Source organism: Herbaspirillum robiniae (assembly GCF_002213415.1).
Classification (GTDB): Bacteria; Pseudomonadota; Gammaproteobacteria; order Burkholderiales; family Burkholderiaceae_D; genus Herbaspirillum; species Herbaspirillum robiniae.
Window position 1 is genome coordinate 108,098 of record NZ_NJGU01000005.1, and the last position, 25,759, is coordinate 133,856.

Annotated in this window: 21 protein-coding genes; 10 read left to right on the forward strand and 11 right to left on the reverse strand. The window is 66.6% G+C overall.

The features are described 5' to 3' along the window. Positions 1 to 70: 70 nt before the first annotated feature. From CEJ42_RS09840 to CEJ42_RS09850, 3 genes are all read right to left on the reverse strand, one after another. On the reverse strand, positions 71 to 829 hold the full coding sequence (locus tag CEJ42_RS09840; RefSeq protein WP_165774415.1) for an outer membrane protein: 759 nt from the start codon (positions 827 to 829) through the stop codon (positions 71 to 73). A 422-nt stretch (positions 830 to 1,251) separates the two neighbouring features. Further along, positions 1,252 to 2,574: a hemolysin family protein gene (locus CEJ42_RS09845; protein WP_088750863.1), complete on the reverse strand. Its 1,323-nt coding sequence runs from the start codon at positions 2,572 to 2,574 to the stop codon at positions 1,252 to 1,254. A gap of 133 nt (positions 2,575 to 2,707) precedes the next feature. Next, a complete protein-coding gene (locus tag CEJ42_RS09850; RefSeq protein ID WP_088750865.1) occupies positions 2,708 to 3,715 on the reverse strand; it encodes a zinc-binding alcohol dehydrogenase family protein in 1,008 nt (335 codons plus the stop codon). 141 nt (positions 3,716 to 3,856) lie between these two features. On the opposite strand from CEJ42_RS09850, the gene CEJ42_RS09855 reads away from it, so the two are divergent. Next, positions 3,857 to 4,789, forward strand: coding sequence for a LysR family transcriptional regulator (locus CEJ42_RS09855; RefSeq protein WP_088750866.1), 933 nt, complete (start codon positions 3,857 to 3,859; stop codon positions 4,787 to 4,789). Here the strand turns inward: CEJ42_RS09855 and pdxR are convergent. After that, a complete protein-coding gene (pdxR, locus tag CEJ42_RS09860; RefSeq protein ID WP_088750868.1) occupies positions 4,767 to 6,392 on the reverse strand; it encodes a MocR-like pyridoxine biosynthesis transcription factor PdxR in 1,626 nt (541 codons plus the stop codon). The two genes, CEJ42_RS09855 and pdxR, sit on opposite strands and share 23 nt — an antisense overlap. Before the next feature lie 118 nt (positions 6,393 to 6,510). On the opposite strand from pdxR, the gene gabT reads away from it, so the two are divergent. From gabT to CEJ42_RS09905, 9 genes are all read left to right on the forward strand, one after another. Beyond that, entirely contained in the window at positions 6,511 to 7,794 is a 1,284-nt protein-coding gene (gene gabT / locus CEJ42_RS09865) for a 4-aminobutyrate--2-oxoglutarate transaminase (protein ID WP_088750870.1), read from the forward strand. Positions 7,795 to 7,837: 43 nt separating this feature from the next. Next, positions 7,838 to 8,968 carry an ABC transporter ATP-binding protein gene (locus CEJ42_RS09870; protein ID WP_088750872.1) on the forward strand — a complete coding sequence of 377 codons (1,131 nt, stop codon included), beginning with the start codon at positions 7,838 to 7,840 and terminating at the stop codon, positions 8,966 to 8,968. Positions 8,969 to 9,083: 115 nt separating this feature from the next. Continuing rightward, a complete protein-coding gene (locus CEJ42_RS09875; RefSeq protein WP_079216324.1) occupies positions 9,084 to 10,130 on the forward strand; it encodes an ABC transporter substrate-binding protein in 1,047 nt (348 codons plus the stop codon). A gap of 137 nt (positions 10,131 to 10,267) precedes the next feature. Continuing rightward, positions 10,268 to 11,551, forward strand: coding sequence for an ABC transporter permease (locus tag CEJ42_RS09880; RefSeq protein ID WP_088750874.1), 1,284 nt, complete (start codon positions 10,268 to 10,270; stop codon positions 11,549 to 11,551). Between the two features lie 23 nt (positions 11,552 to 11,574). After that, positions 11,575 to 12,408 carry an ABC transporter permease gene (locus CEJ42_RS09885; protein ID WP_088751156.1) on the forward strand — a complete coding sequence of 278 codons (834 nt, stop codon included), beginning with the start codon at positions 11,575 to 11,577 and terminating at the stop codon, positions 12,406 to 12,408. A 21-nt stretch (positions 12,409 to 12,429) separates the two neighbouring features. Continuing rightward, positions 12,430 to 13,884: an NADP-dependent succinate-semialdehyde dehydrogenase gene (gene gabD / locus CEJ42_RS09890; RefSeq protein ID WP_088750876.1), complete on the forward strand. Its 1,455-nt coding sequence runs from the start codon at positions 12,430 to 12,432 to the stop codon at positions 13,882 to 13,884. A gap of 244 nt (positions 13,885 to 14,128) precedes the next feature. Then, positions 14,129 to 15,472 (forward strand): MFS transporter, encoded by a 1,344-nt coding sequence (locus tag CEJ42_RS09895; protein ID WP_088750878.1) that lies wholly within the window; start codon positions 14,129 to 14,131, stop codon positions 15,470 to 15,472. Next, the gene (locus CEJ42_RS09900) at positions 15,472 to 16,491 is read left to right on the forward strand and encodes a histone deacetylase family protein (protein WP_088750879.1); all 1,020 of its coding nucleotides are present in this window, start codon (positions 15,472 to 15,474) and stop codon (positions 16,489 to 16,491) included. Before CEJ42_RS09895 ends, CEJ42_RS09900 begins: the two co-directional genes overlap by 1 nt. A gap of 72 nt (positions 16,492 to 16,563) precedes the next feature. Next, positions 16,564 to 17,541: a LysR family transcriptional regulator gene (locus CEJ42_RS09905; protein WP_088750881.1), complete on the forward strand. Its 978-nt coding sequence runs from the start codon at positions 16,564 to 16,566 to the stop codon at positions 17,539 to 17,541. Here CEJ42_RS09905 and CEJ42_RS25375 read toward each other — a convergent pair. The 7 genes from CEJ42_RS25375 to pruA all read right to left on the reverse strand — a co-directional run bounded on the left by CEJ42_RS25375 (position 17,538) and on the right by pruA (position 25,688). Beyond that, on the reverse strand, positions 17,538 to 19,133 hold the full coding sequence (locus CEJ42_RS25375) for a methyl-accepting chemotaxis protein (RefSeq protein WP_088750883.1): 1,596 nt from the start codon (positions 19,131 to 19,133) through the stop codon (positions 17,538 to 17,540). The two genes, CEJ42_RS09905 and CEJ42_RS25375, sit on opposite strands and share 4 nt — an antisense overlap. A 77-nt stretch (positions 19,134 to 19,210) precedes the next feature. Continuing rightward, positions 19,211 to 19,930 (reverse strand): ABC transporter ATP-binding protein, encoded by a 720-nt coding sequence (locus CEJ42_RS09915; RefSeq protein ID WP_088750884.1) that lies wholly within the window; start codon positions 19,928 to 19,930, stop codon positions 19,211 to 19,213. After that, entirely contained in the window at positions 19,927 to 20,733 is an 807-nt protein-coding gene (locus CEJ42_RS09920) for an ABC transporter ATP-binding protein (protein WP_088750886.1), read from the reverse strand. The genes CEJ42_RS09915 and CEJ42_RS09920 overlap by 4 nt, the downstream gene beginning before the upstream one ends. Further along, on the reverse strand, positions 20,730 to 21,617 hold the full coding sequence (locus tag CEJ42_RS09925; RefSeq protein ID WP_079216340.1) for a branched-chain amino acid ABC transporter permease: 888 nt from the start codon (positions 21,615 to 21,617) through the stop codon (positions 20,730 to 20,732). The genes CEJ42_RS09920 and CEJ42_RS09925 overlap by 4 nt, the downstream gene beginning before the upstream one ends. Then, entirely contained in the window at positions 21,610 to 22,503 is an 894-nt protein-coding gene (locus CEJ42_RS09930) for a branched-chain amino acid ABC transporter permease (RefSeq protein ID WP_088750888.1), read from the reverse strand. Before CEJ42_RS09930 ends, CEJ42_RS09925 begins: the two co-directional genes overlap by 8 nt. A 169-nt stretch (positions 22,504 to 22,672) precedes the next feature. After that, a complete protein-coding gene (locus tag CEJ42_RS09935; protein WP_207760415.1) occupies positions 22,673 to 23,767 on the reverse strand; it encodes an ABC transporter substrate-binding protein in 1,095 nt (364 codons plus the stop codon). A gap of 301 nt (positions 23,768 to 24,068) precedes the next feature. Beyond that, on the reverse strand, positions 24,069 to 25,688 hold the full coding sequence (gene pruA, locus CEJ42_RS09940) for an L-glutamate gamma-semialdehyde dehydrogenase (RefSeq protein ID WP_088750891.1): 1,620 nt from the start codon (positions 25,686 to 25,688) through the stop codon (positions 24,069 to 24,071). Between the last annotated feature and the right edge of the window lie 71 nt (positions 25,689 to 25,759).

The window sequence follows — 25,759 nt, forward strand, 5'->3', positions numbered from 1 at the left end:
TTTGCTCCTGGCGGCATTTTTTTCACGCTCCGGGATATCCCCGATAGGTGTCAGCAATACGCTTGCCTACTTACTCAAAACGATAGCGCAGGCCTGTGAAGAACTGATGCGCCACAAGGGTGCCGCCGAAGGATTCGGAATTCCGGAATGCAGGGGTCAGGGTTCCGTCGGAAAGCATATTGAACTTGCCGAAATTGACGTATCGGTAACCTACATCCAACGTCGTGCTCTTGCTCAACATATAGTTGAACGATGCGCCAAGATTCCAGGCCAGGCTGTTTTCGCTGTTGGCGCGAAAACGTTCGCCTTGCAGCAAGCCGGCGTTGGGGGTAGCCGGCAAGGTGAAGATCTGGTTGCCTGAAGTCGTATTGCGGCTCATGCCGACGCCGCCGTTCAGCGTGACGGAAGCGGCAGGGGAGCCCAGCGGAATCCGGTAGCCCAGGTTGACGAACAACGCCTGCGATTTCACCCGCACCGAATTGAAGCCATTGAACGCCAGCGGAGAACCGCAGACCGACGCCGGACAGATTCCTACCGTATTGCGCTGGAAATCACTGGTGCCCTGGCGCTGGTATTCCAGCTCGACGCTCAGCGGGCTGGCGTCGAACGTCCTGCCCACAAGGATGCTTGCAAATTTGGCCTGAGATGAGTCATTCGACGACACGATGCCTTGCACCCGGGGATTGGTATAGTTCTGCCCGGTCTCAGCCGTGCTGGCCGCGCCCGCACGGGCGCCGACGTACCAACTGCCGGATTGGTCGGCCGCCGTGGCCAGCACGGGAAGAAACAGCGTGGAAAGCAGCAGCCCCGAATAGTGTTTTTTCTTCATGGACAAGTCCTTTTCTTTGATGAAATGAATGGCCGTGCCGCGCAACATTTAGAGCGCGATAGGCAGCCACTGCATGGACTGTTGCAAGACAGGCAATATCCGATTACTGCGTGCGCTCCCGAAATTAGAGAAAAAAACCAAACAAGTTTTAACCGGATGTCGCAATGGGATGAGCCCAAGCCGCTATGCCGGATTGCTGCACGAAAAAAAACCGCGATGTATTGAACATCGCGGTTTTTTTTTGCAGCGCTGCGGGAAAGCCTATCCAGCGGCCCCCCTTGATCAGACTTCTGATGACGTTCGCGGCACCCGCCAGGCACCTGAAAAACATGGCCAGCGCCGACAGGCAGCGACCTCTTCAGGGACGGCACGAAAGAAGAGCACCAAACCCGCAACGGCTCGCGCCGCCGCGAGGCGCGGCGTTATTCCTGCACCTCCTGCTGCTTGGGATAGATCTTCACCAGCACGATCTTCGGCCCCGACATGCGCTTGATCACCACGTCGAAGGCGGCGAACTCGATCCGCTGGCCTTCCTTGGGCAGGTCGCCCAGCTTTTCCATCACCAGGCCGCCCACCGAGTCGATGCTGTCGTCGTACTCGATGTCGATGCCCAGCATGTTCTCCAGCGTGACGATGGGCAGGCTGCCCTTGCCCAGCAGCGTGCCGTCGTCCTGGCGCGTCCACTCGCCGGTGTTGTGGCGGAACTCGTCGCGGATCTCGCCCACCAGCAGGCTGAGCATGTTGTCCAGCGTGATGAAGCCGTCCGGCGACTGGCCCTTCTTGCCGATCAGCGCGAAGTGCGGCGAGCCGGTACGGAAACGCCGCAGCAGGTCCAGCGCCGGCAAGGCCGGGGAGATGAACTGCACCGGGCGCAGGTAAGCCTTGAGGTCGGCGATGGCGCGGCCGTCCTGCTGCGCCAGGAAGACGTCCTTCAGGTGCACCAGTCCCAACACCTGGCGATGCTCGGCGTCGAAGTACGGATAGCGCGAGAAGCGGTTGCGATAGACGATCTCCAGGTTCTCGGCCAGCGTCTTGTCGTCGCCCAGCGAAACGATCTCGCTGGCCGGGCGCATGATGTCGGCCACGTCCATCTCGGCGAAGTTCAGGCTCTGGGTGAGCACGTTCCATTCGTCGCGGGTGAACTTGCCGTTCTTGGCGCCGGTGTTGCCGGCGCGCAGGATCAGCTTGAGCTCGTCGGACGAATAATGCGCGTCGTGGCCATGGCTGTTGCCCAGGCCCGCCACGCGCAGCAGCCAGTTGGAGCTGGCGTTGAGCACCCAGATCAGCGGGTACATCATCCAGTAGAAGCCGTACAGCGGCATGGCGCACCACAGGCCCAGCTTTTCCGGGCTGCGGATGGCCATGGACTTCGGCGCCAGCTCGCCGGCCACGATGTGCAGGAAGGAAATGACGAAGAAGGCGAACACGAAGGACACGCCGTGGATCAGTTCCACGTTGGTGACGCCGGCCAGGGTGAACAAGGGCTCAAGCAGGCGTGCGAAGGCCGGTTCGCCGATCCAGCCCAGGCCCAGCGAGGCCAGCGTGATGCCCAATTGGCAGGCGGAGAGATAGGCGTCCAGTTGATTGTGGACCACGGCCAGGATGCGGCCGCGTACGCCTTGAGTTTTTGCGATGGCCCGGATGCGCGTTTGCCGCAATTTCACCAGGCTGAATTCTGCTGCGACGAAAAAACCGTTCAACGCGACCAGGAAGAAGGCCGCGACGATCAGTAATATGTTTTCCAACTAGGGTTCCTATGGGGGTTGTCGAGGGGCCCGGGCGCAATCCACCGGCCCAGACTCCGTAATTTACCATGCGCCGGGCCCGCGCCCGGTTTCATTGCATATCAGGCAACTTTCACCCTCTCCCCCGCCGGCCTCAGAAACCTTCCAGCACCACCTTGCCGCGGGCGCGGTGGGTTTCGATCAGCGCATGCGCGCGACGCAGGTTGTCGGCGTTGATGCGGCCGAAGTTCTCGCCGGTGGTGGTGCGCAGCACGCCCTCGTCAATCAGCGACGAGACCCGTTGCAGCAATTCGTGCTGTTTGATCATGTCCGGCGTGCCGAACATCGAGCGGGTAAACATCAGCTCCCAGTGCAGCGAGATGCTCTTGCGCTTCAACGGCACCGCATCCAGCGTGGCCGGATCGTCGATCAGCGCGAACTTGCCCTGCGGCGCCAGCACCTCGACGATCTGGGCGTAGTGCTGGTCGGTATGGGTCAGGCTGATAACGATGTCCACCTCCGGGTGGCCGATCTTCTGCAGCTGCTCCTTCAGCGGCTGGCTGTGGTCGATCACATGGTGCGCGCCCAGCTCGCCGACCCATTGCGCGGTTTCCTTACGCGAGGCGGTGCCGATCACGGTCAGGCGGGTCAGCCTGCGCGCCAGCTGGGTCAGCATCGAGCCCACGCCGCCGGCGGCGCCGATGATCAGCAGGCGCTTGCCCTCGCCGCCGTTTTCAGCAACGGCCACGCGGTCGAACAGCAGCTCCCAGGCGGTGATCGCGGTCAGCGGGATGGCGGCCGCATCGGCGTGGCCCAGGCTCTTGGGCTTGGCGCCGACGATGCGCTCGTCGACCAGGTGCAGCTCGCTGTTGGAACCGGGACGGGTGATCGAGCCGGCATAGAAGACTTCGTCGCCGGCCTTGAACAGCGTTACCTCCGCGCCCACCGCGCGCACCACGCCGGATGCGTCCCAGCCCAGCACGCGCGGCTCCTTCACCGGGGCGCCGGCGCGGATCTTGGTGTCGACCGGATTGACCGAAATCGCCTTGACCTCGACCAGCAGGTCGCGCGGACCGGGCGTCGGCTCGGGCAGGTTGGTATCGACCAGGGCGTTGGCGTCGCCAATGGGCAGGCCGTGCTGCGTGTAGACTATCGCTTTCATGTGATTTCCTTTTCCGGAGATAAAGTGGACCTGGGCGGCATGCCGTTCACCACACGCCTCGCCCTTGGAAGCCATATTAAGAAACCGGCGGTGCCCTGAACAGCCGCCATTCCGATCAAGACTTTCACTCCTGGTGTGAAAATGATCCGCCTCGAAGATCTCCATCTCTTCCTCCGCTCGGCCGCCCTGGGCAGCTTTTCCCAGGCCGCGCGCGAGGCCGACCTGCTGCCCGGCCAGGTCAGCGCGGCGATCCAGCGCCTGGAGCGCGAGCTCGACATCCGCCTGTTCGCCCGCTCCACCCGCAGCCTGCGCCTGACCGAAGAGGGCGAACGCTACCTGCCCTACGCCCAGGAGGCGCTGCAGACCCTGCGCGAAGGCCGGGAAGGCCTGCGCAGCGACGACGCCGAACTGGCCGGCACGCTGCAGGTGGCCGCCCCGTCCGACCTGGGACGCAACGTGCTGCTGCCGTGGCTGTCGGAGTTTCGTCGCGCCAATCCGCGGCTGGACCTGCGCCTGCTGGTGTCGGACCAGGTCACCGATGTCTTCCGCGACCCGGTCGACATCGCCATCCGCTACGGCCGCATGGACGACGCCAGCTTCATCGCCCTGCCGCTGGCGCCGGACAACCGCCGCGTGCTGGTGGCCTCGCCCGACTACCTGCGACGCCACGGCGCGCCGCAGACCGCCGACGAGCTCAAGCGCCACGATTGCCTGATCTACCAGCTGCAGGGCCGGGTCTACGACAAATGGTTTTTTCCCGCCGACGGCGGGCGCACGATACAGGTGGGCGGGCCGCTGGTGACCGACGACGGCGACGTGGTGCGGCGCTGGGCGGTGGCCGGCGAAGGCATCGCCTACAAGTCGTGGCTGGACGTGGGCGCCGACGTGCGCGCGCGGCGCCTGTCCATCGTGCTGCCGCAACTGCGCGGCGAGGCGGCGCAATTGCACATGGTGTGTCCGCACCGGCGCCAGTATTCGCCGGCGGTGCGCCAGCTGCAGGCGCTGCTGGCGGCGCGCTGCGCCGCCCTGAACGAAGACCTGGAGCGCGAGATCAGCCAGGCAGGTGGCGCTTGATCACCGCCGCCAGTTTGTCGAAGGAGCGCGCGATCTCCTCGTTGGGCACGCTGGCGTAGCCCAGCAGCAAGCCGCGCCGGGCGCCGCGCGCGTGCATGTAGTAGCGCGACAGCGGCCGCACGATGATGCCGGCCTGCAGCGCCTGTTCGCATATGAGCACATCGTCGCATTCCTGCGGCAGCCCCAGCACCAGGTGCAGCCCGGCCTCGCCGCCGGTGATCGCCATCTTCTCGCCGAAATGCCGCCCGATGGACTGCATCAGCAGCTGCAGCCGCTCGGCGTACAGCACCCGCATCTTGCGGATGTGCGAGGCGAAATGCCCTTCGGCCATGAAGTCGGCCAGGGTCGCCTGCAGGAACACCTGGCCGTTGCGGTAGAGCTCGGCGATGCCGGTGGAGAAGGCCTTGGCCAGCGACTCCGGCACCACCAGGAAACCGATGCGCAAGCCCGGGAACATGATCTTGCTGAAGGTGCCCATGTAGAGCACCCGGTCGTGCGTGTCCATGCCCTGCAATGACGCCAGCGGCCGGCCGCCGTAGCGGAACTCGCTGTCGTAGTCGTCCTCGATGATCCATACCTTGTGCGCGGCCGCGTACTCCAGCAGCATGCGCCGGCGCGACAGGCTCATCACCATGCCCAGCGGATACTGGTGCGAAGGCGTGGTGCAGATGAAGCGCGGCGGCCGGCGCAGGTTGGCCAGGCGCATGCGCATGCCCTCCTGGTCGACCGCAATCGGCACCGACTGGATGCCCAGCGAGTTGAGCACGCTGCGCGTGCCCCAGTAGCAGGGATCCTCGACCCAGGCCGAGTCGCCGTGCTCGCCCAGCAGCTTGACCACGATGTCGATGGACTGGTGGATGCCGGTGGTGATCAGCACCTGCGAAGGATTGCAGTTCACCGAGCGCGCCACCCGCAGGTACTCGGCCACCGCCTCGCGCAGCGGCGCATAGCCGGCGCCCGGGCCGTAGGTCAGGAGGTCCGAGTTCGAGCGCCGCCAGTGCTTGTTCTGCAGCCGGCTCCATACCTTGTGCGGCACGCAGGTCACATCCGGCACGCCCGGCATGAACGCGCCCCACTGCCGCTCGCCCACGCCGGCCATGCGTGTGAGCAGCGCGCCGCGCGCCGACAGCTCCGACTTGCCGGAAGGGTCGGTCAGCGGCTCGATGCGCTCGGCCGCCTCCGGGATCTGGTCGGGCGCGGTGTCGGCCACGAAGGTGCCGGCGCCGGTGCGGCTTTCCAGGTAGCCCTCGGCCAGCAGCTGCTCATAGGCGTAGGTCACCGTATTGCGCGACATGCCGAGTTCGCCCGCCAGGTCGCGCGAGGACGGCAACTGCATGCCGGCCGGCAGCGTATGGGCCAGAATCGCTTCGCGGATCAGCTGGTAGATCTGGCGGTTGACCGGCATCTTTTCGGCCGGCTTGGCGGCGCCCTTGTCGTCCGGCTTTTTCGCCCCGTTTGCGGTCGTCTTTTCCGCCCCCTTCCCAAGCGCTTTTTCCGCATTGCTTTTGCCCGCTCCGGCCGCTTTGGACTTGTCCGAAGTGGTTTTCGAAGGGGTGCGATTGATGCGTAGCAGCAGATAATCGGAAAGCGAGACCAGTTTCAAGTGGCACCATCAAATAATTGAAATTGGCTCTATATTACAGGGCCAATGCGGTTTTAGTATTGTTTCCGGATCAAGCAATTCCCGCGCCGCCACGGCGCCTCATCACCCGGAGCAAGCAATGAACAGCAAGGCCCTCAGCAACGAGCAGCTGCAGCAACGAAAGAACGCCGCCACCCCGCGCGGCGTCGGCGTCATGTGCGACTTTTACGCCGAACGCGCCTCCAACTCCGAACTGTGGGACGTAGAGGGCCGCCGCTTCATCGACTTCGCCGCCGGCATCGCCGTGCTCAATACCGGCCACCGCCATCCCAAGCTGCTCGACGCCATCCGCGCCCAGATGGAGAAGTTCACCCACACCGCCTACCAGATCGTGCCGTATGCGAGCTATGTCGAGCTGGCCGAGCGCATCAACGCCGTCACCCCGGGCGACTACGCCAAGAAGACCGCCTTCTTCTCCACCGGCGCCGAGGCGGTAGAAAACGCCGTCAAGATCGCCCGCGCCCACACCGGCCGCCCGGCCATCATCGCCTTCTCCGGCGGCTTCCACGGCCGCACCATGATGGGCATGGCGCTCACCGGCAAGGTCGCGCCGTACAAGCTGGGCTTCGGTCCCTTCCCGGGCGAGGTGTTCCACGCGCCCTACCCCAACGCGCTGCACGGCATCAGCAGCGACGACGCGCTGGACGCCGTCAAGGGCCTGTTCAAGAGCGACGTCGACCCGCACCGCGTGGCGGCCATCATCCTGGAACCGGTGCAGGGCGAAGGCGGCTTCTACGCCGCGCCGGCCGAGTTCATGCGCGGCCTGCGCGCGCTGTGCGACGAGTACGGCATCCTGCTGGTGGCCGACGAAGTGCAGACCGGCTTCGGCCGCACCGGCAAGCTGTTCGCCATGGAGCACTACGACGTGCTGCCCGATCTGATCACCATGGCCAAGAGCCTGGCCGGCGGCATGCCGCTGTCGGCCGTCAGCGGCCGCGCCGAGGTGATGGACGCGCCCGCCCCCGGTGGCCTGGGCGGCACCTATGCCGGCAACCCGCTGGCGGTGGCGTCGGCGCTGGCGGTGCTGGAAGTGATGGCCGAAGAAAACCTGGTGGCGCGCGGCGCGCGCCTGGGCGACAGGCTCAAGGCCCAGCTGGGCGAGCTCAAGTCGTCGGTGCCGCAGATCGGCGAAGTGCGCGGCCTGGGCGCGATGGTGGCGGTGGAATTCACCCAGCCCGGCACCGGCAAGCCCGACGCCGAGTACGCCAGGAAGGTCCAGCAGCATGCGCTGAAGAACGGCCTGCTGCTGCTGACCTGCGGCAGCTACGGCAACGTCATCCGCTTCTTGTTCCCGCTGACGATTCCCGATACCGTGATGGATGAAGCGCTGGGCATCCTGTCGGCCGCCATCCGGCTGGCTTGAGTCTTGCATCAGCGCCAGGATCGATACATGAACGGAGACCAACATGGCCGCTAACGCCTTGAGGAAAGAGGACGCGCCGGCGCGCACGACGACGTCCGACACGCTGGTGCAGTTCTGCGGCGTGAAGAAGACCTATGACGGCGAGAACCTGATCGTCAAGAACCTGGACCTGGACATCCGCCGCGGCGAGTTCCTGACGCTGCTGGGTCCGTCCGGTTCGGGCAAGACCACCTGCCTGATGATGCTGGCCGGTTTCGAGTTTCCCACCGGCGGCGAGATCCGTCTGGACGGGCAGCTGCTCAATCGCGTGCCGCCGCACAAGCGCAACATCGGCATGGTGTTCCAGAACTACGCGCTGTTCCCGCACATGACCATCGCCCAGAACGTGGCCTACCCGCTGTCGGTGCGCAAGATGGGCCGCGCCGATCGCGAGGCCAAGGTCAGGCAGGCGCTGGACATGGTGCAGATGGGGAAATTCGGCGACCGCTATCCGACCCAGCTCTCGGGCGGCCAGCAGCAGCGCGTGGCGCTGGCGCGCACGCTGGTGTTCGACCCGCAGCTGGTGCTGATGGACGAGCCGCTGGGCGCGCTCGACAAGCAGCTGCGCGAACACATGCAGCTGGAACTGAAGGCGCTGCACAAGCGCCTGGGCGTGACCTTCGTCTACGTCACCCACGACCAGAGCGAGGCGCTCACCATGTCGGACCGCGTGGCCGTGTTCGACCAGGGCGTGATCCAGCAGCTGGCGCCGGTGGCCGAGCTGTATGAATACCCGGAGAACCAGTTCGTCGCCAACTTCATCGGCGACAACAACCGCTTCAAGGGCAGCGTCGAGAGCGTCAGCGGCGAGCACTGCACCGTGCGCCTGGCCGACGGCACGCAGCTGTCCGGCCTGAACGTGCATCGCGCCCACGCCGGCCAGGCGGTCACCGCCTGTGCGCGTCCCGAGCGCATCCGCCTGGGTGCTGCGGGCGGCGAGGAAGCCAACCGGATCAAGGCGCGCATCGCCGGCCTGATCTATTTTGGCGACCATGTGCGCGTGCGCTGCAGCGTCTCCGGCCAGGACGATTGCTTCGTCAAGCTCTCGCTGGCCGATCCGGCGCTGGCGGGCCTGGCCGAAGGCAGCGAAGTGTCGCTGCACCTCGCGCCGCAATACCTGCGCTGCTTCCTCTGAGCGGCGCCGTCGTTTTCATTTCCAAGGCAACGCAAGATTGCCGGCAGTTCCAACGCATGCAGTCAATCATCGCAACAAGTACAACTAAGTAAGCACGATAACCAACGAGGAACACATGAAACGCCTATCTCCCGCTCTGCTGTCCCCGCTCGCCCTGGGCATGCTGTTTACCGTCGGCGCAGCCTCGGCCGCGGAACTGACCGTGGTCAACTTCGGCGGCGCCAACGCCAATGCGCAAAAGGTCGCCTATGTCGAACCGTTCCAGAAGAGCACCGGCACCAAGGTCGTGACGTCCGAATTCAACGGCGAGCTGGCCAAGGTCAAGGCCATGGTCGAAGCCAAGAAAGTCAGCTGGGACGTGGTGGAAATCGACGGCGGCGACCTGAACCGCGCCTGTGACGACGGCCTGATCGAAAAGCTCGACCTGGCCAAGAGCATCAAGAAGGACGACTACATCCCCGAAGCGACGGTGAGCGAATGCGGCATGGGCGCCTTCGTCTGGTCCACCGTGCTGGCCTACAACGCCGACAAGCTCAAGAACGCCCCCACCGGCTGGGCCGATTTCTGGGACACCAAGAAATACCCCGGCAAGCGCGGCATGAAGAAGAGCGCCCAGTTCAACCTGGAGTTCGCCTTGATGGCCGACGGCGTGCCGACCAAGGACGTCTACAAGGTGCTGGCCACCAAGGAAGGCGTGGAGCGCGCCTTCAAGAAGCTGGACCAGTTGAAGCCCAATATCCAGTGGTGGGATGCGGGCGCATTGCCGGCGCAGTTCCTGGCCTCGGGCGACGTGGTGATGGCCAACGCCTACAACGGCCGCATCGACGCCGCCCAGCGCGAAGGCAAGAACCTCAAGGTGGTGTGGGCCGGCAGCGTCTACACGCTGGACTACTGGGTGATCCCGAAGGGTTCGCCGAACAAGGCGCTGGGCGAAAAGTTCATCGCCTTCGCCAGCCAGCCCGAGACCCAGAAGACCTACGCCAACAACATCGCCTACGGCCCGGTCAACAAGGGCGCGCTCAAGCTGCTGGACGCCAAGACCCTGTCCAACCTGCCGACCTCGCCGACCAACGCCAAGGACTCGGTGCAGCTGAGCCTGCAGTTCTGGACCGACCACGGCGAGGAGCTGGAACAGCGCTTCGCCGCCTGGGTCGCGAAATAAGGCGCGTCGCCTTAGTCGCTTAGACCGCCGCCATGCCTGAAGACGGCCCGCCCCGATGGCGGGCCGTCGACATGACAAGCGCAGCGGCAACAGCGACATGCCGTTTGCCGACTCACGCAGCACCGGAACACAGAACCATGACCACCATCGCCACCAGCTCCGCCGCAGCCATGCCACTGGCCGAACCGACACCCCAGCAACTCAGGCGCGAACTGCGCGCCGCCGAAACCCGCAAGCGCGTCGCCGCCCTGGCCCTGATCGCGCCGCTGGCGATCTTCCTGCTGCTGACCTTCGTGGCGCCCATCGTCGCCCTGCTGCAGCGCGCGGTGGAAAACCCCGAGGTCGCCACCACGCTGCCGCGCACCGTGGCCGCACTGGCCAGATGGGACCGCAAGGCGGCCGTGCCCGACCAGGCCTACGCCGAGCTGGCCGAAGACCTGGCGCGCGCCAAGGAAGACACCACCGCTGGCCCGCTGGCGCGCCGCATCAACATCGAGATTTCCGGTTCGCGTTCGCTGATCATGGGCACCACGCGCGCCATGCCGCTGCGCGACGCCGACGGCAAACCCTTGCCGGCCGCCGCCGCAAAGGATGCCCTGATCGCCATCAACGCCCAATGGGGCCAGCCCGACATCTGGCGCGTGATCGCGCAGAACGGCTCGCTGTATTCGCCGTATTACCTGCTGGCCTCGATGGACCTGCGCCAGAACATCTACGGCGACATCGTCCAGGCCGATCCCGACGCCTCGATCTACCGCTCCATCTTCGGCCGCACGCTGTGGATGAGCGCGGTGGTGACCGTGATCACCCTGCTGCTGGCCTATCCGCTGGCCTACTGGCTCTCCACCATGAGCGAACGCCGCGCCAACCTGCTGATGATCCTGGTGCTGATCCCGTTCTGGACCTCGATCCTGGTGCGCGTGGCGGCCTGGATCGTGCTGCTGCAATCCGAGGGCCTGGTCAACAAGGCGCTGATGCTGGTGGGCATCACGCACGCGCCGCTGGAGATGGTGTTCAACCGTGTCGGCGTCTACGTGTCGATGACGCACATCCTGTTGCCCTTCATGATCCTGCCGCTGTACAGCGTCATGAAATCGGTGCCGCCGACCTACCTGAAAGCGGCCGTCTCGCTGGGCAGCCATCCCTTCGCCGCGTTCTGGCGCGTGTACGTGCCGCAAACTTATCCGGGCATCGGCGCCGGCGTGCTGCTGGTGTTCATCATGGCCGGCGGCTACTACATCACGCCGGCGCTCCTGGGCGGCCCCAACGAGCAGATGGTGAGCTACTTCATCGCCTACTTCATCAACACCACCATCAACTGGGGCATGGCCTGCGCGCTGGGCGCCCTGCTGCTGACCGGGACCCTGGTGCTGTACGGCGTCTACCGCCGCTTCGCCAGGATCGACGTGGGCATCGGCTGATGCGCGGCCAACAGGAAACCGACATGAACAAACCTCCCCTCTTTCCGCCCTACGTGTCGCTGCTCGAACGCGCATGGTTCTTTGCGCAGCGCAGCTTCAACCTGCTGGTGCTGCTGTTCCTGGTGCTGCCGATCCTGGTGATGATTCCGTTGTCGTTCTCCGACAGCAGCTTCCTGATGTACCCGATCAAGGGCGTGTCGCTGCGCTGGTACCAGAACCTGTTCCACTCCGACGACTGGATGCGCGCCGCGCAGAACAGCTTCATCGTGGCCCCGGCCGCGACCCTGATCGCCACCGTGCTGGGCACGCTGGCCGCGGTCGGCCTGAACAAGGCCGACTTCCGCGGCAAGGGCGTGCTGATGGCGATCCTGATCTCGCCGATGATCGTGCCGGTGGTGGTGGTCGGCGTGGGCGTGTACATGTTCTTCGCCCGCATCGGCCTGTCCGACACCTATCTCGGCCTGATCCTGGCGCACGCCGCGCTGGGCGCGCCCTTCGTGGTGACCACGGTGCTGGCCACGCTGCAGGGGTTCAACCACAACCTGGTGCGCGCCAGCCTGAGCCTGGGCGCCAGTCCCTTGCGCACCTTCTTCCGCATCACGCTGCCGGTGATCGCGCCGGGCCTGATCTCGGGCGCGCTGTTCGCCTTCGCCACCTCGTTCGACGAAGTGGTGCTGACGCTGTTCGTGGCCGGCCCCAACCAGGCCACGCTGCCGCGCCAGATGTTCGCCGGCATCAAGGACAACATCAGCCCGACCATCGCCGCGCTGGCGACCATCCTGATCATCTTCTCGACCTGCCTGCTGCTGGCGCTGGAATGGCTGCGCGGACGCAACAAGGCGGCCGCCCGCTTCTGATTTCTTGAGACTGGAAACCCTATGCTGCAACTGAAAGACCCCACCCTGCTGCGCCAGCAGGCCTACCTCGGCGGCCAGTGGTGCGACGCCGACGACGGCGCCGCCTTCGATGTCGTCAACCCCGCCAACGGCGAGCGCTTGGGCAGTGTGCCCGAGATGGGCGCGACCGAAACGCGCCGCGCCATCGACGCCGCCAACGCCGCCTGGCCGGCCTGGAAGAAGAAGACCGCCAAGGAGCGCAGCGCCATCCTGCGCCGCTGGCACGACCTGATGCTGGCCAACGCCGACGACCTGGCGCTGATCATGACCGCCGAGCAGGGCAAGCCGCTGGCCGAGGCCAAGGGCGAAATCAACTATGCCGCCTCCTTCATCGAATGGTTCGCCGAAGAAGGCAAGCGCACCTACGGCGACACCATCCCCTCGCCGTCGCTCTCCAGCCGCATCGTGGTGGTGAAGGAAGCCATCGGCGTGTGCGCCGCGATCACGCCGTGGAACTTCCCGGCCGCGATGATCACCCGCAAGGCCGGACCGGCGCTGGCCGCCGGCTGCCCGATGGTGTTGAAGCCGGCCGAAGCCACGCCCTTCTCGGCGCTGGCGCTGGCGGTGCTGGCCGAACGCGCCGGCATCCCGGCCGGCATCTTCAGCGTAGTGACCGGTTCGCCCAAGGCCATCGGCGGCGAGATGACCTCCAACCCCATCGTGCGCAAGCTGTCCTTCACCGGCTCCACCGCGGTGGGCAAGCTGCTGATGCAGCAAAGCGCCTCCACCATCAAGAAACTGTCGCTGGAGCTGGGCGGCAACGCGCCCTTCATCGTGTTCGACGACGCCGACCTGGACGCCGCAGTCGAGGGCGCGATGGCCTCCAAGTACCGCAACGCCGGCCAGACCTGCGTGTGTGCCAACCGCATCTATGTGCAGGACGGCGTCTACGAGGCCTTCGCCGCCAGGCTGGTGGAAGCGGTCAGGAAACTCAAGGTCGGCGACGGCATGGAAAACGGCACCACCACCGGCCCGCTGATCAACGAGGCGGCGGTGCAAAAGGTCGAGCTGCACATCGCCGACGCGCTGGGCAAGGGCGCGCGCGTGCTCACCGGCGGCGCCCGCCATGCGCTCGGTCACGGCTTCTTCGAGCCGACCGTGCTGGCCGACGTCACGCCGGACATGCGCGTGGCGCGTGAAGAGACCTTCGGCCCGATGGCGCCGCTGTTCCGCTTCAGGACCGATGAAGAAGCCGTCGCCCTGGCCAACGACACCGAGTTCGGCCTGGCCAGCTATTTCTACTCGCGCGACATCGGCCGCATCTGGCGCGTGGCCGAAGGCCTGGAGTCGGGCATGGTCGGCATCAACACCGGGCTGATCTCCAACGAGGTGGCGCCGTTCGGCGGCGTCAAGCAATCCGGCCTGGGCCGCGAAGGTTCGCACTACGGCATCGACGACTACCTGGCCATCAAGTACCTGTGCATGGGCGGCATCTGAGCCTGCGCCATTCCCTTTCTTCCCGGCCGGCAGGATGAGGGCCGGGGACGTTTCCCGCCGTACGGTTCAGCCTGGACCGTGCGGCGCCGCCGCATTTTCGCTCCCCGCAAAGCCGCTCCCAGCCTGGACACCCATAAGACATAGCAATATGCAAAATTAGAAATCATAATTTTTCTTATGGCCTCGGCGGACGTATAAATCTGTTCTCGCACCATCAATTCACAACAAACGGGAGAGCAGAACAATGAGCAGCACCACAGCCACTCGGCGTCACCAGCCGGTCCGCGCATCGCTGGCGGCCTTCGTCGGCACCATGATCGAATGGTACGACTTCTACATCTACGCCACCGCCGCCGCGCTGGTGTTCGGCAAGTTGTTCTTCCCCACCACCACGGGCTTCTACGGCACGCTGGCCTCGTTCGGCACCTTCGCCGTGGGCTTCTTCGCGCGGCCGCTGGGCGGCGCGGTGTTCGGCTACATCGGCGACCGCATCGGCCGCAAGAAGTCGCTGGTGGTGACGCTGCTGATGATGGGTACGGTCACGGTGCTGATCGGCCTGTTGCCGACCTACGCCAGCATCGGCGTATGGGCGCCGGTGGCTCTGGTGGCGCTGCGCTTCATCCAGGGCATCGCGGTGGGCGGCGAATGGGGCGGCGCGGTGCTGATGGCCAGCGAGCATTCGCCGGACCAGAGCCGCCGCACCTTCCTGGCGTCCTTCGCCCAGCTCGGCAGCCCGGCCGGCCTGATCCTGGCCACGCTGATGTTCAAGCTGGTCAGTTCGCTGGACAACGAGGTCTTCCTCGACTGGGGCTGGCGCGTGCCGTTCCTGCTGAGCGCCGTGCTGCTGGCGGTGGGCTTCGCCATCCGCCTGTCGGTCAACGAGTCGCCTGATTTCCTGGACGAGCAGGCGCGCCGCGAACAGGCCGCGCGCAACACCCAGGCCAAGCGCGAATCGGCGCCGCTGGCCGAAGTATTCAAGAGCGCCCCCGGCCTGCTGGCGCTGGCCATCGGCGCCAACGTGCTGGGCATCGCCGGCTTCTACTTCACCAATACCTTCATGCTGGTCTACACCACGCAGTACCTGCACCTGCAGCGCGGCCTGGTGCTCAACTGCCTGCTGGTGGTGTCGGTGATGCAGTTCTTCATCACGCCGCTGTCGGCGCATATCGCGCGCAAGGTCGGCAACCACCGCTTCCTGGTGCTGGTGTCGGCGCTGTCCATCCTCTCGCCCTACATCATGTTCTCGCTGGTCGACATCGGCTCGCTCACCGCCGTCACGCTCGGCGTGGGCGTGGCGATCCTGTTCATCGGCGCCTACTACGCGGTGATCGCCGGCTTCGTCAGCGAAGCCTTCCCGACCCGCGTCCGCTACACCGGCATCTCGATGGCCTACCAGGTCTCGGGCGCCATCTTCGGCGGCCTCACGCCGCTCCTGGGCACCGTGCTGGCCGAGAAATTCCAGGGTCACTGGTGGCCGCTGGCGCTGCTGTTCTCCGCCATCTCGCTGCTGTCGATGCTGTGCGTGTCGCGCCTGGGCGCGCAGCGCCAGGCCGGCGCCGCCGCGTTCAAGCTGCAGCAGGAGGCGTGATGAAAGCCTTCTACCATCCCGACCAGAAGCTGCACCATCCGCAAAGCTATTACTCGCGCGGCAAGATGCGCGTGCCGCAGGAGGTGCCGCAACGCCTGGACGAACTGGCCGCCGTGGCCGCCCGCCTAGGCTTCACGGTGCAGCAGCCGGCCGATGCCGGCGCGGCGCCGATCGGCGCGGTGCACTCGCTGGACTACCTGCAGTTCCTGCAGGAGGCGCACGCGCAGTGGATGGCCTTGCCCGACGACTGGGGCAACGAGGTGGTTTCCAACATCTTCGTGCGCCACCCCAATCCGCTGCGCGGCGTGCTGGCCAAGGCCGCGCACTACCTGGCCGACGGCAGCTGCCCGGTGGGGCCGCACACCTGGCGCTCGGCCTACTGGGCGGCGCAGTGCGCCATCGCCGGCGCCCAGGCGCTGCTGCAGGGCGAGCGCCAGGCCTACGCCATCTGCCGGCCGCCCGGCCATCATGCGCGGCGCGACGCCGCCGGCGGCTTCTGCTATCTGAACAACGCCGCCATCGCGGCGCAGATGCTGAGCGAAAAGCACAAGCGCGTGCTGGTGCTGGACACCGACATGCACCACGGCCAGGGCATACAGGAAATCTTCTACGCCCGACGCGACGTCATGTACGTCTCCATCCACGGCGACCCGGAGAACTTCTATCCGGTGGTGGCCGGCTTCGAGGACGAGCGCGGCAGCGGCGAGGGCTACGGCTACAACCTCAACCTGCCGATGCCGCACCATTCGCCGGAGGCGGTGTTCTTCGAACGGCTGGAGCGGGCTTGCCGCGCCATCGAGCTGTACCAGCCGGAGGCGCTGGTGCTGAGCCTGGGTTTCGACATCTTCGAGAAGGACCCGCAGGCCATGGTGGGCGTCACCGCCGCCGGCTTCGAGCGGCTGGGCCGCGCGGTCGGCCGCTTCGCGCTGCCCACGCTGGTGGTGCAGGAAGGCGGTTACTATATCGAAGGCCTGCAGGACAACGCCGAACGCTTCTTCGCCGGGCTGGCGCATCCTTAGGCGCCGGCGGCGGACCTGCTGCTGCGTTCCTGCATTCCAGCCTCGCCGTCCAACCACCCAGCCTGCCGCCAGATGACCGTCGCCGACCACACCGCCGCCCGCCTCCTGCATCCCTCGCTCTCGTCGGAGCGCATGGACTGGAACCTGCTGCGCACCTTCATGTTCGTCGTCCAGGAGCGCGGCGTCGGGCGCGCCGCCAACGTGCTGTGCCTGAGCCAGCCGGCGGTCAGCCAGGCGCTGCGCCGGCTGGAGGAGACCGTCGGCGGCGTGCTGCTGCACCGGCGCAACGGCGAGTTCCGGCTGACCACGCTGGGCGAGGAAATCTACGCGGTGGCGCGCGAGATGTATGGCATGGTCTCGCGCATCGACGGCGCGGCCGGCCATGCCGCCGACGACGTGGCCGGCACGCTGCGGCTGTTCCTGATGAGCCGGGTGCAGAGCGCGGCCTATGACGATTTCCTGGCGCAGTTCCACCGCCGCTACCCCAAGGTCGAGTTCCGCATCGACGTCATGCAGAGCGCCGCCATCCTCGATGCGCTGGCCAAGGGCACCACGGCGCTGGGCATCTGCCTGTGCCGCAAGCCGGTGGAGAAACTGGAGCGCCGGCTGTTCCTGCGGCACCGCTACGTGATCGTGTGCGGGCGCCATCATCCGCTGTTCGCCCAGCGCACGGTGGGCATCGACGACATCCTCGGCCAGAACTTCGTCTGCTTCGCCAGCGACCAGCTGGGCGACACGCTCTCGCCGCTGACCGTGTTCCGCGACCAGCAGGGCTTCACCGGCCACATCGCCGGCACCTCCCCGTACGTCGAGGAAATCCGCCGCATGGTGGTGGCCGGGGTCGGCCTGAGCTTCCTACCCGAGCACCTGATCCGCCAGGACGTGGCCAACGGCGAGCTGAAGATCCTGCAGGCCGGCGGGCCGGTGGCCGAGATCGACGTGTTCCTGACCTGGCATCGCCAGCGCAAGCTGTCGGCGCCGGAGCAGGCCTTCCTGGATTCCTTCGAGCGCTTCCTGCAGCGCGTGCCGCTGGAGGTGCGCACCGCCTAGGCCGGCAACAGGCGCAGCTCCGGCGACGGCTGCGGTGGGACTGCCTCGGCGGTGGGCGCGATCCGGAACGCGCCCACCGCCGCCGCCAGCTCGCGCGCCTGCAGCTGCAACGCCATGGCCGAGGCGGCGGCCTGCTCCACCAGCGCGGCGTTCTGCTGGGTGCCCTCGTCCATCTGCGCGATGGCCTGGTTGATCTGCTCGATGCCGTGGCGCTGGTCGTCGCTGGCGTCGGCGATGGAGGCCACCACCTGGGTCACGTTGTTGATGCTGTCCATCACCTGCTGCATGGTGGCGCCGGCCTTTTCCACCAGCCGGCTGCCGGCGTCGACCTTGCCCACGGTGTCGCCGATCAGGCCCTTGATCTCGCGCGCGGCGGCCGCCGAACGCTGCGCCAACGCCCGCACCTCCGAGGCCACCACCGCGAAGCCGCGGCCCTGCTCGCCGGCGCGCGCCGCCTCCACCGCCGCGTTCAGCGCCAGGATATTGGTCTGGAAGGCGATGCTGTCGATCACCGCGATGATCTCGACAATCTTGCGCGAGGCGGCGTTGATCGCGCTCATCGTATCCACCACCTGCGCCACCACCGCCCCGCCGTCGGCGGCCACGCCGGCGGCCTGCTGCGCCATGGCGTTGGCCTGCTGCGCGCCTTCGGCGTTCTGGCGCACGGTAGCTGTCAGCGTTTCCATCGACGACGCGGTCTCTTCCAGCGAGGCCGCCTGGCGCTCGGTGCGCTCCGACAGGTCGCGGTTGCCGTTGCCGATCTCGGCCGAGGCGGCGGCGATCGCCCGGGTGCTCTGGTGGACCTTGGCGACGATGCCGACCAGGTTGGCGTTCATGGTGGCCAGGGCCTGCATCAGCTTGCCGGTTTCATTGTCGCCGGCGGCGGCGATGTGCTGGCCGAGGTCGCCCGCGGCCACGCCTTCGGCGATGCCCACCGCCTGCGCCAGCGGGCGCGAGATGGCGCGCACCAGCAGCACGCCCATCAGCAACGCGAAGCCCAGGCCGGCGCACATCGCCGCCAGGCAGGCGGCGAAGATGGCGTGGTAGCGCTGCTGCGACGCTTCATAGATGGCGCGGCCGGCCTCTTGCTGCAGGGCGATCAGGCGCGTCATCGGCGCGCCGGCCTGCTGGTGCAGCGGCGCCAGGTTCTGGCTGTAGAGTTCGGTGGCGCCCGGGATGTTGAAGCTGCGCACCGCTTCCATGGCGGGCATCACGCCGTCCTTCTTCAGCTGCTCGTAGCGGCGCGCGAAGTCCGCCGCCAGCGCGCGTTCCTGCTCGGTCAGGGCGCTGGCGGCATAGGCTTTCCAGGCCGCCTCGCCGGCCCTGAGCGACTGTTCCAGCGCGCGCATGTCGGACTCGACGTCGGCCGGGTTGAGGATAGCGGCGGCGATGCCGGAGCGGCTGCGGTCCAGCGCCGCCATCACCTGCGACAACTGCTGCATGGGCAGCAGGCGGTCGGCGTACATGGCGCGCAGCTCGCCGTTGCTGCCATGCAGACTGAACAAGCCCAGCGCCCCCAGCACCAGCAGCATCGCCGACAGAAACCCCATGCCCCAGACCAGGCTGGTCCTGATCGTCAGATTGCGCAACATTGCTCCCCTCCCCAAGTTCGACTGCGAAAAAAAACGGGCCGCGACATCCGCCGCGGCCCGCCAGGCTCATCGCCGCATCATGCGGCGCGCCCACCCAGATACAACTCCCGCACCTGCGAATCGCTCATCAGCTCGTCGGCGCGCCCGGTCAGCGCCACCGTGCCCATCGACAGCACGTAGGCGCGGTCCGAGATGCGCAGCGCCTCCATCGCGTTCTGCTCCACCATCAGGATGGTGACCTGCTCCTTGGCGCGCACCTCGCGGATGGCGTCGAACACCTCCAGCAACACCTTGGGCGACAGGCCGGCCGAGGGCTCGTCCAGCAGCAGCAGGCCGGGACGGGGCATCAGCGCGCGCGCCAGCGCCAGGATCTGGCGCTCGCCGCCGGACATGGAGGCGGCCGGCGCGTTGAACTTCAGCTTCAGCACCGGGTACAGCTCGCACAGCTCCTCCATGCGTGCGCGCGCATCGCGCTCGGGCAGGTAGTGGCCGCCGACCTGCAGGTTCTCGCGCACCGTCAGCGCCGAGAACACGTTCTCGGTCTGCGGCACGAAGCCGATGCCGCAATGGCGGATCTTGTGGTGCACCGGCAGCGCCGACACATCCTTGCCCTGCAGCGTGATGCTGCCCTCGCGCGGCTTGAGGAAACCGGCGATGGTCTTCAGCAACGTGGATTTTCCGCAGCCGTTGGGCCCCAGCAGGGTGACGATCTCGGCGCGCTCCGCCTTGAGCGTCATGCCCTTCAGGATGTCGACTTCGGCGCTGTAGCCGGCCACGACGTGGTCGATGATGATCATTGCGCGGCCTCCCCTGCCATGGCTTGCTGGTGCGCGCCGCCGCCCAGGTAGGCTTGCAGCACGCGCTCGTTGGACGAGAGTTCGTCAGGATGACAGCTGGCCACGATGTGGCCGCGGTCCAGCACGATGCAACGGGTACAGACTTCGCGGATGAAGTGCATGTCGTGCTCCACGATCACCAGCGTCATGCCCTGGCGGTTCAGGCGTTTCAAGGCCTGCACGATGTCGTTGCGCAGGTTGGGATGCACGCCGGCGGTGGGCTCGTCGAGCATCACCATCTGCGGGTCGCCCATCAGCGCGCAGACGATGCCCAGCAGCTTCTTCTGCCCGCCCGACAGCGCCGAGGCCGGCAGGTCGCGCACGTGGGTCAGCAACAGCTCGTGCAGCAGGCGCGTGGCCTTGTCGCGCGCGGCGGCTTCGGCGCCGCGCACGCCGGCGCCGTTGCACAGGGTCTCCCACAGGCCGTGACGGGTGGTGGCCGCCGCCATCGCCACTTCCATCACCGACATCATCGACGGCATGGAAGGCAGCTGGAAGGTGCGGGCGATGCCGCGCTCGACGATGCGGTGCGCGGCCAGCCGGCCGATCTCTTGGCCGCGATAGCGGACGGCGCCGTTGTCGATGGCCTCGAAGCCGGTGATGGTGTTGAGCAAGGTGCTCTTGCCCGAGCCGTTGGGGCCCAGCAGGCCGACGATCTCGCCGGCGCCGATGGAAAAGTTCACGTCCTGCAGCACGCGGTTGCCGCCGAAGGCCTTGGCCAGCGACGCCACCTCCAGCAGCCGTTCTTGGTTCGGTGTCGTCATGGGATCTTCCTCAGTTTTTCAGGGACCAGGCCCTGGCTGCGCCACAGCAGCGAAGCCAGCAGGATCAGGCCGATGGCGCCAATGCGCAGCGCGCCGGCGATGTCGGAGCCGAACTGGAAATAGTCCTTGGCGAACGGCACCAGCGAATAGGCCGCCTGCACCAGCACCACGCCGGTGATGACGCCGGCGGTGTTGCCCATGCCGCCTATCATCAGCATGGTCCACAGCATGAAGGTCTCCGAGGCCAGCATGTAGTCGGGACCGACGAAGCTCATGTAGTGCGCATAGAGCGAGCCGGCGATGGCGGTTACGGCGGCGCCGGCCATGATGGCGCGGGATTTCAGCGAGCGCAGGTCGTAGCCCATGCACGCCGCCAGCTTGGGCTCCTCGCGCATCAGGCGCAGCGCGCGCCCGAAACGGCCGTTGCCCAGGCGACTGCAAGCCAGCGCGAAGGCCGCCAGCACCGCCAGCACCACGGCCATGAAGGCCAGCGCGTCCCACGGTTTGGGCAGGTCGCCGAACAGCGAAGGGATGGCGCTGATGCCTTGCGCGCCGCCGGTCAGCCAGTCTTCGTTGGTGGCGACGGTGCGCAGGATTTCGGCGATGGCCAGCGTCGCGATGCCCCAGTAGTCGGAACCGAGCTGGCGCCCCAGGCGGGCGATGCCCCAGCCCAGCGCGACCGCGGCCGCGACGCCGGCGACCGCGCCCAGCGCGGCCGGATAGCCGGCGGCGATGGTGATGCCGGTGGCATAGGCGCCGATGCCGGCGAAGGCGATATGGCCGAAGTTGAGCAGGCCGGAATAACCCGCCTGCAGGTTCAGCCCCAGCGCCATGATGGCGTAGATGCCGGCGATGGTGACGGAGAAGATCAGGAAATCAGACACGGCGCACCTCGCGGTCGAACAGGCCGTAGGGCTTGAACAGCAGCGCCAGCAGCAGGATCAGGAAAGAAGCGGCGCTGATGTAGGCCACCGGCAGGAACGCCACGGTCTTGCCGAACATCCAGCCGAAGTTGAGGTTGGTGACCACGGTCTCGGTCAGCGCGATCAGGAAGGCCCCGGCCACCGCGCCCAGCGGGTTGCCCAGGCCGCCCAGGATGGCGGCGGCGAACACCGGCAGCAGCATGTCGTAGCCCAGGTTGACGTGGGCGCCGCTGGTCATGGCCAGCATGCTGCCGCCCAGCGCGGCCAGCGCGCCGCTGCTGAAGTTGACCAGGCGCGTGATGCTCTCCGCGTTCAGTCCCGACGCCGCGGCCAGCGCGCGGTTGGAGGACAGCGCGCGCATCGCCCGGCCGGTTCGGGTATAGAACAGCAGGCCGGCGAACAGCGCCAGCAGCAGCACCGTGGTGCCCAGCGCATACAGCTGGGTGTAGCCGATGCGCACCTCGCCGATCACCAGCGGCGCGCTCAGCGGCAGCTTGTACATCAGCGGGAAGGAGCCGGCCACGCCCAGCGTGACGGCCACCACCAGCATGGCCAGCGCCAGCGAGCCGATCATGGTGATGGCAGGGCCCGAGCGCAGCAGCCGGCGAAACACCAGCAGGTGCATCAGCAGCGTGAGCGCGCCGGTAGCGCAGCAGGACACGGCGATGGCCAGCGCCATCGGCAGGCCGAGGCTGTGGAAAAGATAGCTCAGGTAAGCGCCCAGCATCGCGTATTGCACATGCGCGATATTGGGAAACTTCACCAGTCCGTACACCATGGACAGACCCAGCGCCACCAGCGCCAGGTCCGAGGTGCGGACCAGTGTGTCGATCAGGAATTGAAACATCGGGAACTCCGGGTACAAAGAGCGAAACCCGTATGACGCGCGGGCCATACAGACTTGCAAAAAACTCCGAATTTGCCCGCGGGCCGCAGCGAGAGCGCATCAGCCGGCGCCGTACGGCGCCGGCTCAGGTTCTCGCGGCAGGTCCGCGGGCAGATTTCAGCGGCAAATTTCAGCGCGGAACCACCTTGCCGTCGTACTTCAGCTTCGCGTACGGCGGATTCTGGCGCTGGCGGTCCTGGTCGAAGGTGATCGAACCGGTGACGCCGGCGTAGTTCTTGCCGATTTCCTTCAACGCGGCCTGGATGTCGGCCGGCTTGGTCGAGCGGGCCTTGTTGATGGCGGCGGCGGTCATCAGCACGGCGTCATAGGCGTAGCCCGTGTAGGAGGTCTTCATGCCTTCCTTGTACCGGGCGCGGAAGGCGTCGGCGTAGGCCTTGCCGGCCGGGCCGTCGACCGAGCCGACTTCCATGCCGAGCTGGCCGTTGGCGATCTCGGCCGGCGTGTCGGACAGGCACATCGACAGCAGGATGCCGTACCACGGGGTCTTGCGCAGGCCCAGCTCGAAGGCTTCGCGATTGATGATGGCCGACTCCTGGCCGTAGGCGGTGTAGACGTAGGCGTCAGGCGCGCTCCTGGCGATCTGCTGCAGCTCGCGACGGTAGGTCGACTGGCCGGCGGTGTAGAGCACCTCGGTCACGACCTGGCCGCCCAGCTTCTCGAACTCTTCCTTGAAACCATGCGACACGCCCTGGCCGTAGGCGTTGTTGGGTGCGATCACCGCGACCTTGCGGTAGCCCAGCGCCCAGGTGTCGGCGGCGGAGAACTTGTTGCCGAAGTTTTCCAGGCCGATCAGGTTGAAGGAGGTCGCGCCGATGTCGCGGATCTTCACGCTGGTGCTGGCGATGTTGATGTGGGTGACGCCTTCCTTGACCAGGTACTGGCCCAGCGGGATGCTGATGCCGGAGGAGTATTCGCCGATCACCACCGGCACCTTGTCCACCGAGACCAGCTTGCGCGCGGCGTTCAGGGCCGTGGTCGGGTTGCCGCCCGAGTCTTCCACGATCACCGAGAACTTCTTGCCCAGCACGCCGCCCTGGCTGTTGACCTTCTCCACGGCCAGGTCGACGGCGCGGCGCACGTCCTCGCCCACGGTGGCGTTGGCGCCGGTCAGCGACAGCACGGCGCCCATCTGCACGCTCTCCTGCGCCAGCGCGCCCACGGAAGCGGCGCACAGCGCCGCGGCTACGATTGCCTTCATCTTCATCATTGCTCACTCCTGTTTTAAGAAAAGCCGGTCCCCTGCGGCGGCTGCCGCATGGTTGGCTTCGATTCATGGAATCCGCGGGCGCGCGCCCGCGGTGGAGACGGAACTGCATCGCCGCCGCATGCAAAGGCCCGATGCGGCGGCGGACTACGGACGATCAACGCAGGCGCTGCACAGGACTCCCCTCCCCCGCTGCCGTCCTCCTGCCGCGCGCCCCCGGCTTGCGCCGATCTCCCTGAAGCGCGCGGTCGCTTCTGCTGTCACTGCCCCGACCTGCTGCGCCGGCTTTATGTCGTCCGCTTCACTGCCCCATGTACGGATAGGCGTAGTCGGTCGGCGGCGCCGAGGTTTCCTTCACGGTACGCGGCGAGACCCAGCGCAACAGGTTCAGCGCCGAGCCGGCCTTGTCGTTGGTGCCGCTGCGGCGCGCGCCGCCGAATGGCTGCTGGCCGACCACCGCGCCGGTGGGCTTGTCGTTGATGTAGAAGTTGCCGGCGGCAAAGCGCAGCGCCTGCTGCGCCTGCAGGATGGCCGCGCGCTCGGTGGCGAACACGGCGCCGGTGAGCGCGTAGGGGCTGGTGCCGTCGACCAGCTTCAGCACCTCGTCCCACTCGGCGTCCTGGTAGACGTAGACCGACAGCACCGGGCCGAAGATTTCGTTTTGCATCAGGGCGTGACGCGGATCCTTCACCTCGATCACGGTGGGCTCGATGAAGTAACCGGTGCGGTCCTCGCACTTGCCGCCGACCAGCACGTCGGCGTTGGCGTCCTCACGCGCGCGGTAGATGTAGCCGCGGATGCGGTCGAAGGCGCGGCGATCGATGACGGCGCCCATGAAGTTGCTGAAGTCGCAGACGTCGCCCATCTTGATGGTGTCCACCATCGCCACCAGGCGCGCCTTGACCGCCGGCCAGAGCGAAGCGGGGATGTAGGCGCGCGAGGCGGCGCTGCATTTTTGTCCCTGGTATTCGAAGGCGCCGCGCAAAAGGCCGACGGCCAGCGCTTCGGCGTCGGCCGAGGGGTGCGCCAGCACGAAATCCTTGCCGCCGGTCTCGCCGACCAGGCGCGGATAGGAGCGGTAGCGCGCGACATTGCGGCCGACCTCGCTCCACATGGTGTCGAACACCGCGGTGGAACCGGTGAAGTGCACGCCGGCCAGCTCCGGGTGGGACAGCGCGATGTTGCTGATCTCGATGGCGTCGCCGGGGACGAAGTTGATCACGCCCTTGGGCAGGCCGGCCGCTTCCAGCAGCTCCATGAACATGTAGTTGGACAGCGCGGCGGTGGCCGCCGGCTTCCACAGCACACTGTTGCCCATCAGCGCCGGCGCGATCGCCAGGTTGCCGCCGATGGCGGTGAAGTTGAAGGGCGTGACGGCGTAGACGAAGCCTTCCAGCGGACGGTACTCGCTGCGGTTACGCACGCCGGCCGAGTTTTGCGGCTGCATCTGCGCGATCTCGTGGGCGAACTGGACATTGAAGCGCAGGAAGTCGATCAGCTCGCAGGCCGAGTCGATCTCCGCCTGGTAGGCGGTCTTGCTCTGGCCGAGCATGGTGGCCGCGTTCAGGCGCGCGCGCCACGGCCCGGCCAGCAGGTCGGCCGCCTTCAGGAAGACCGCCGAACGCTCCTGCAGCGACCAGCTGCTCCACTCCCTCTGCGCGGCCAGCGCGCAGTCGACCGCCGCCTGCACGGTCTTCTGGTCGGCGTGATAGAGGTTGGCCAGCACGCGGTCGTGCTCGTGCGGGGCGCGCACCGCGGTAGCGGTGCCGCCGAACACGCGCTCGCCGTTGACCACTGACGGGATCTCGCGGCAGACGTTCTTTTGCGCCGCCAGTTCGTTGCGCAGGGATTCGCGTTCCGGGCTGCCCGGCGCGTAGTTCAGGACGGGCTCGTTGGCCGTCACTGGATATGTCTTATTCATAATTTTATACGAAATAATATAAATTGGATCCAACTAAAACTAATTGGATCCAGTCTATCAGAGGAAAACTT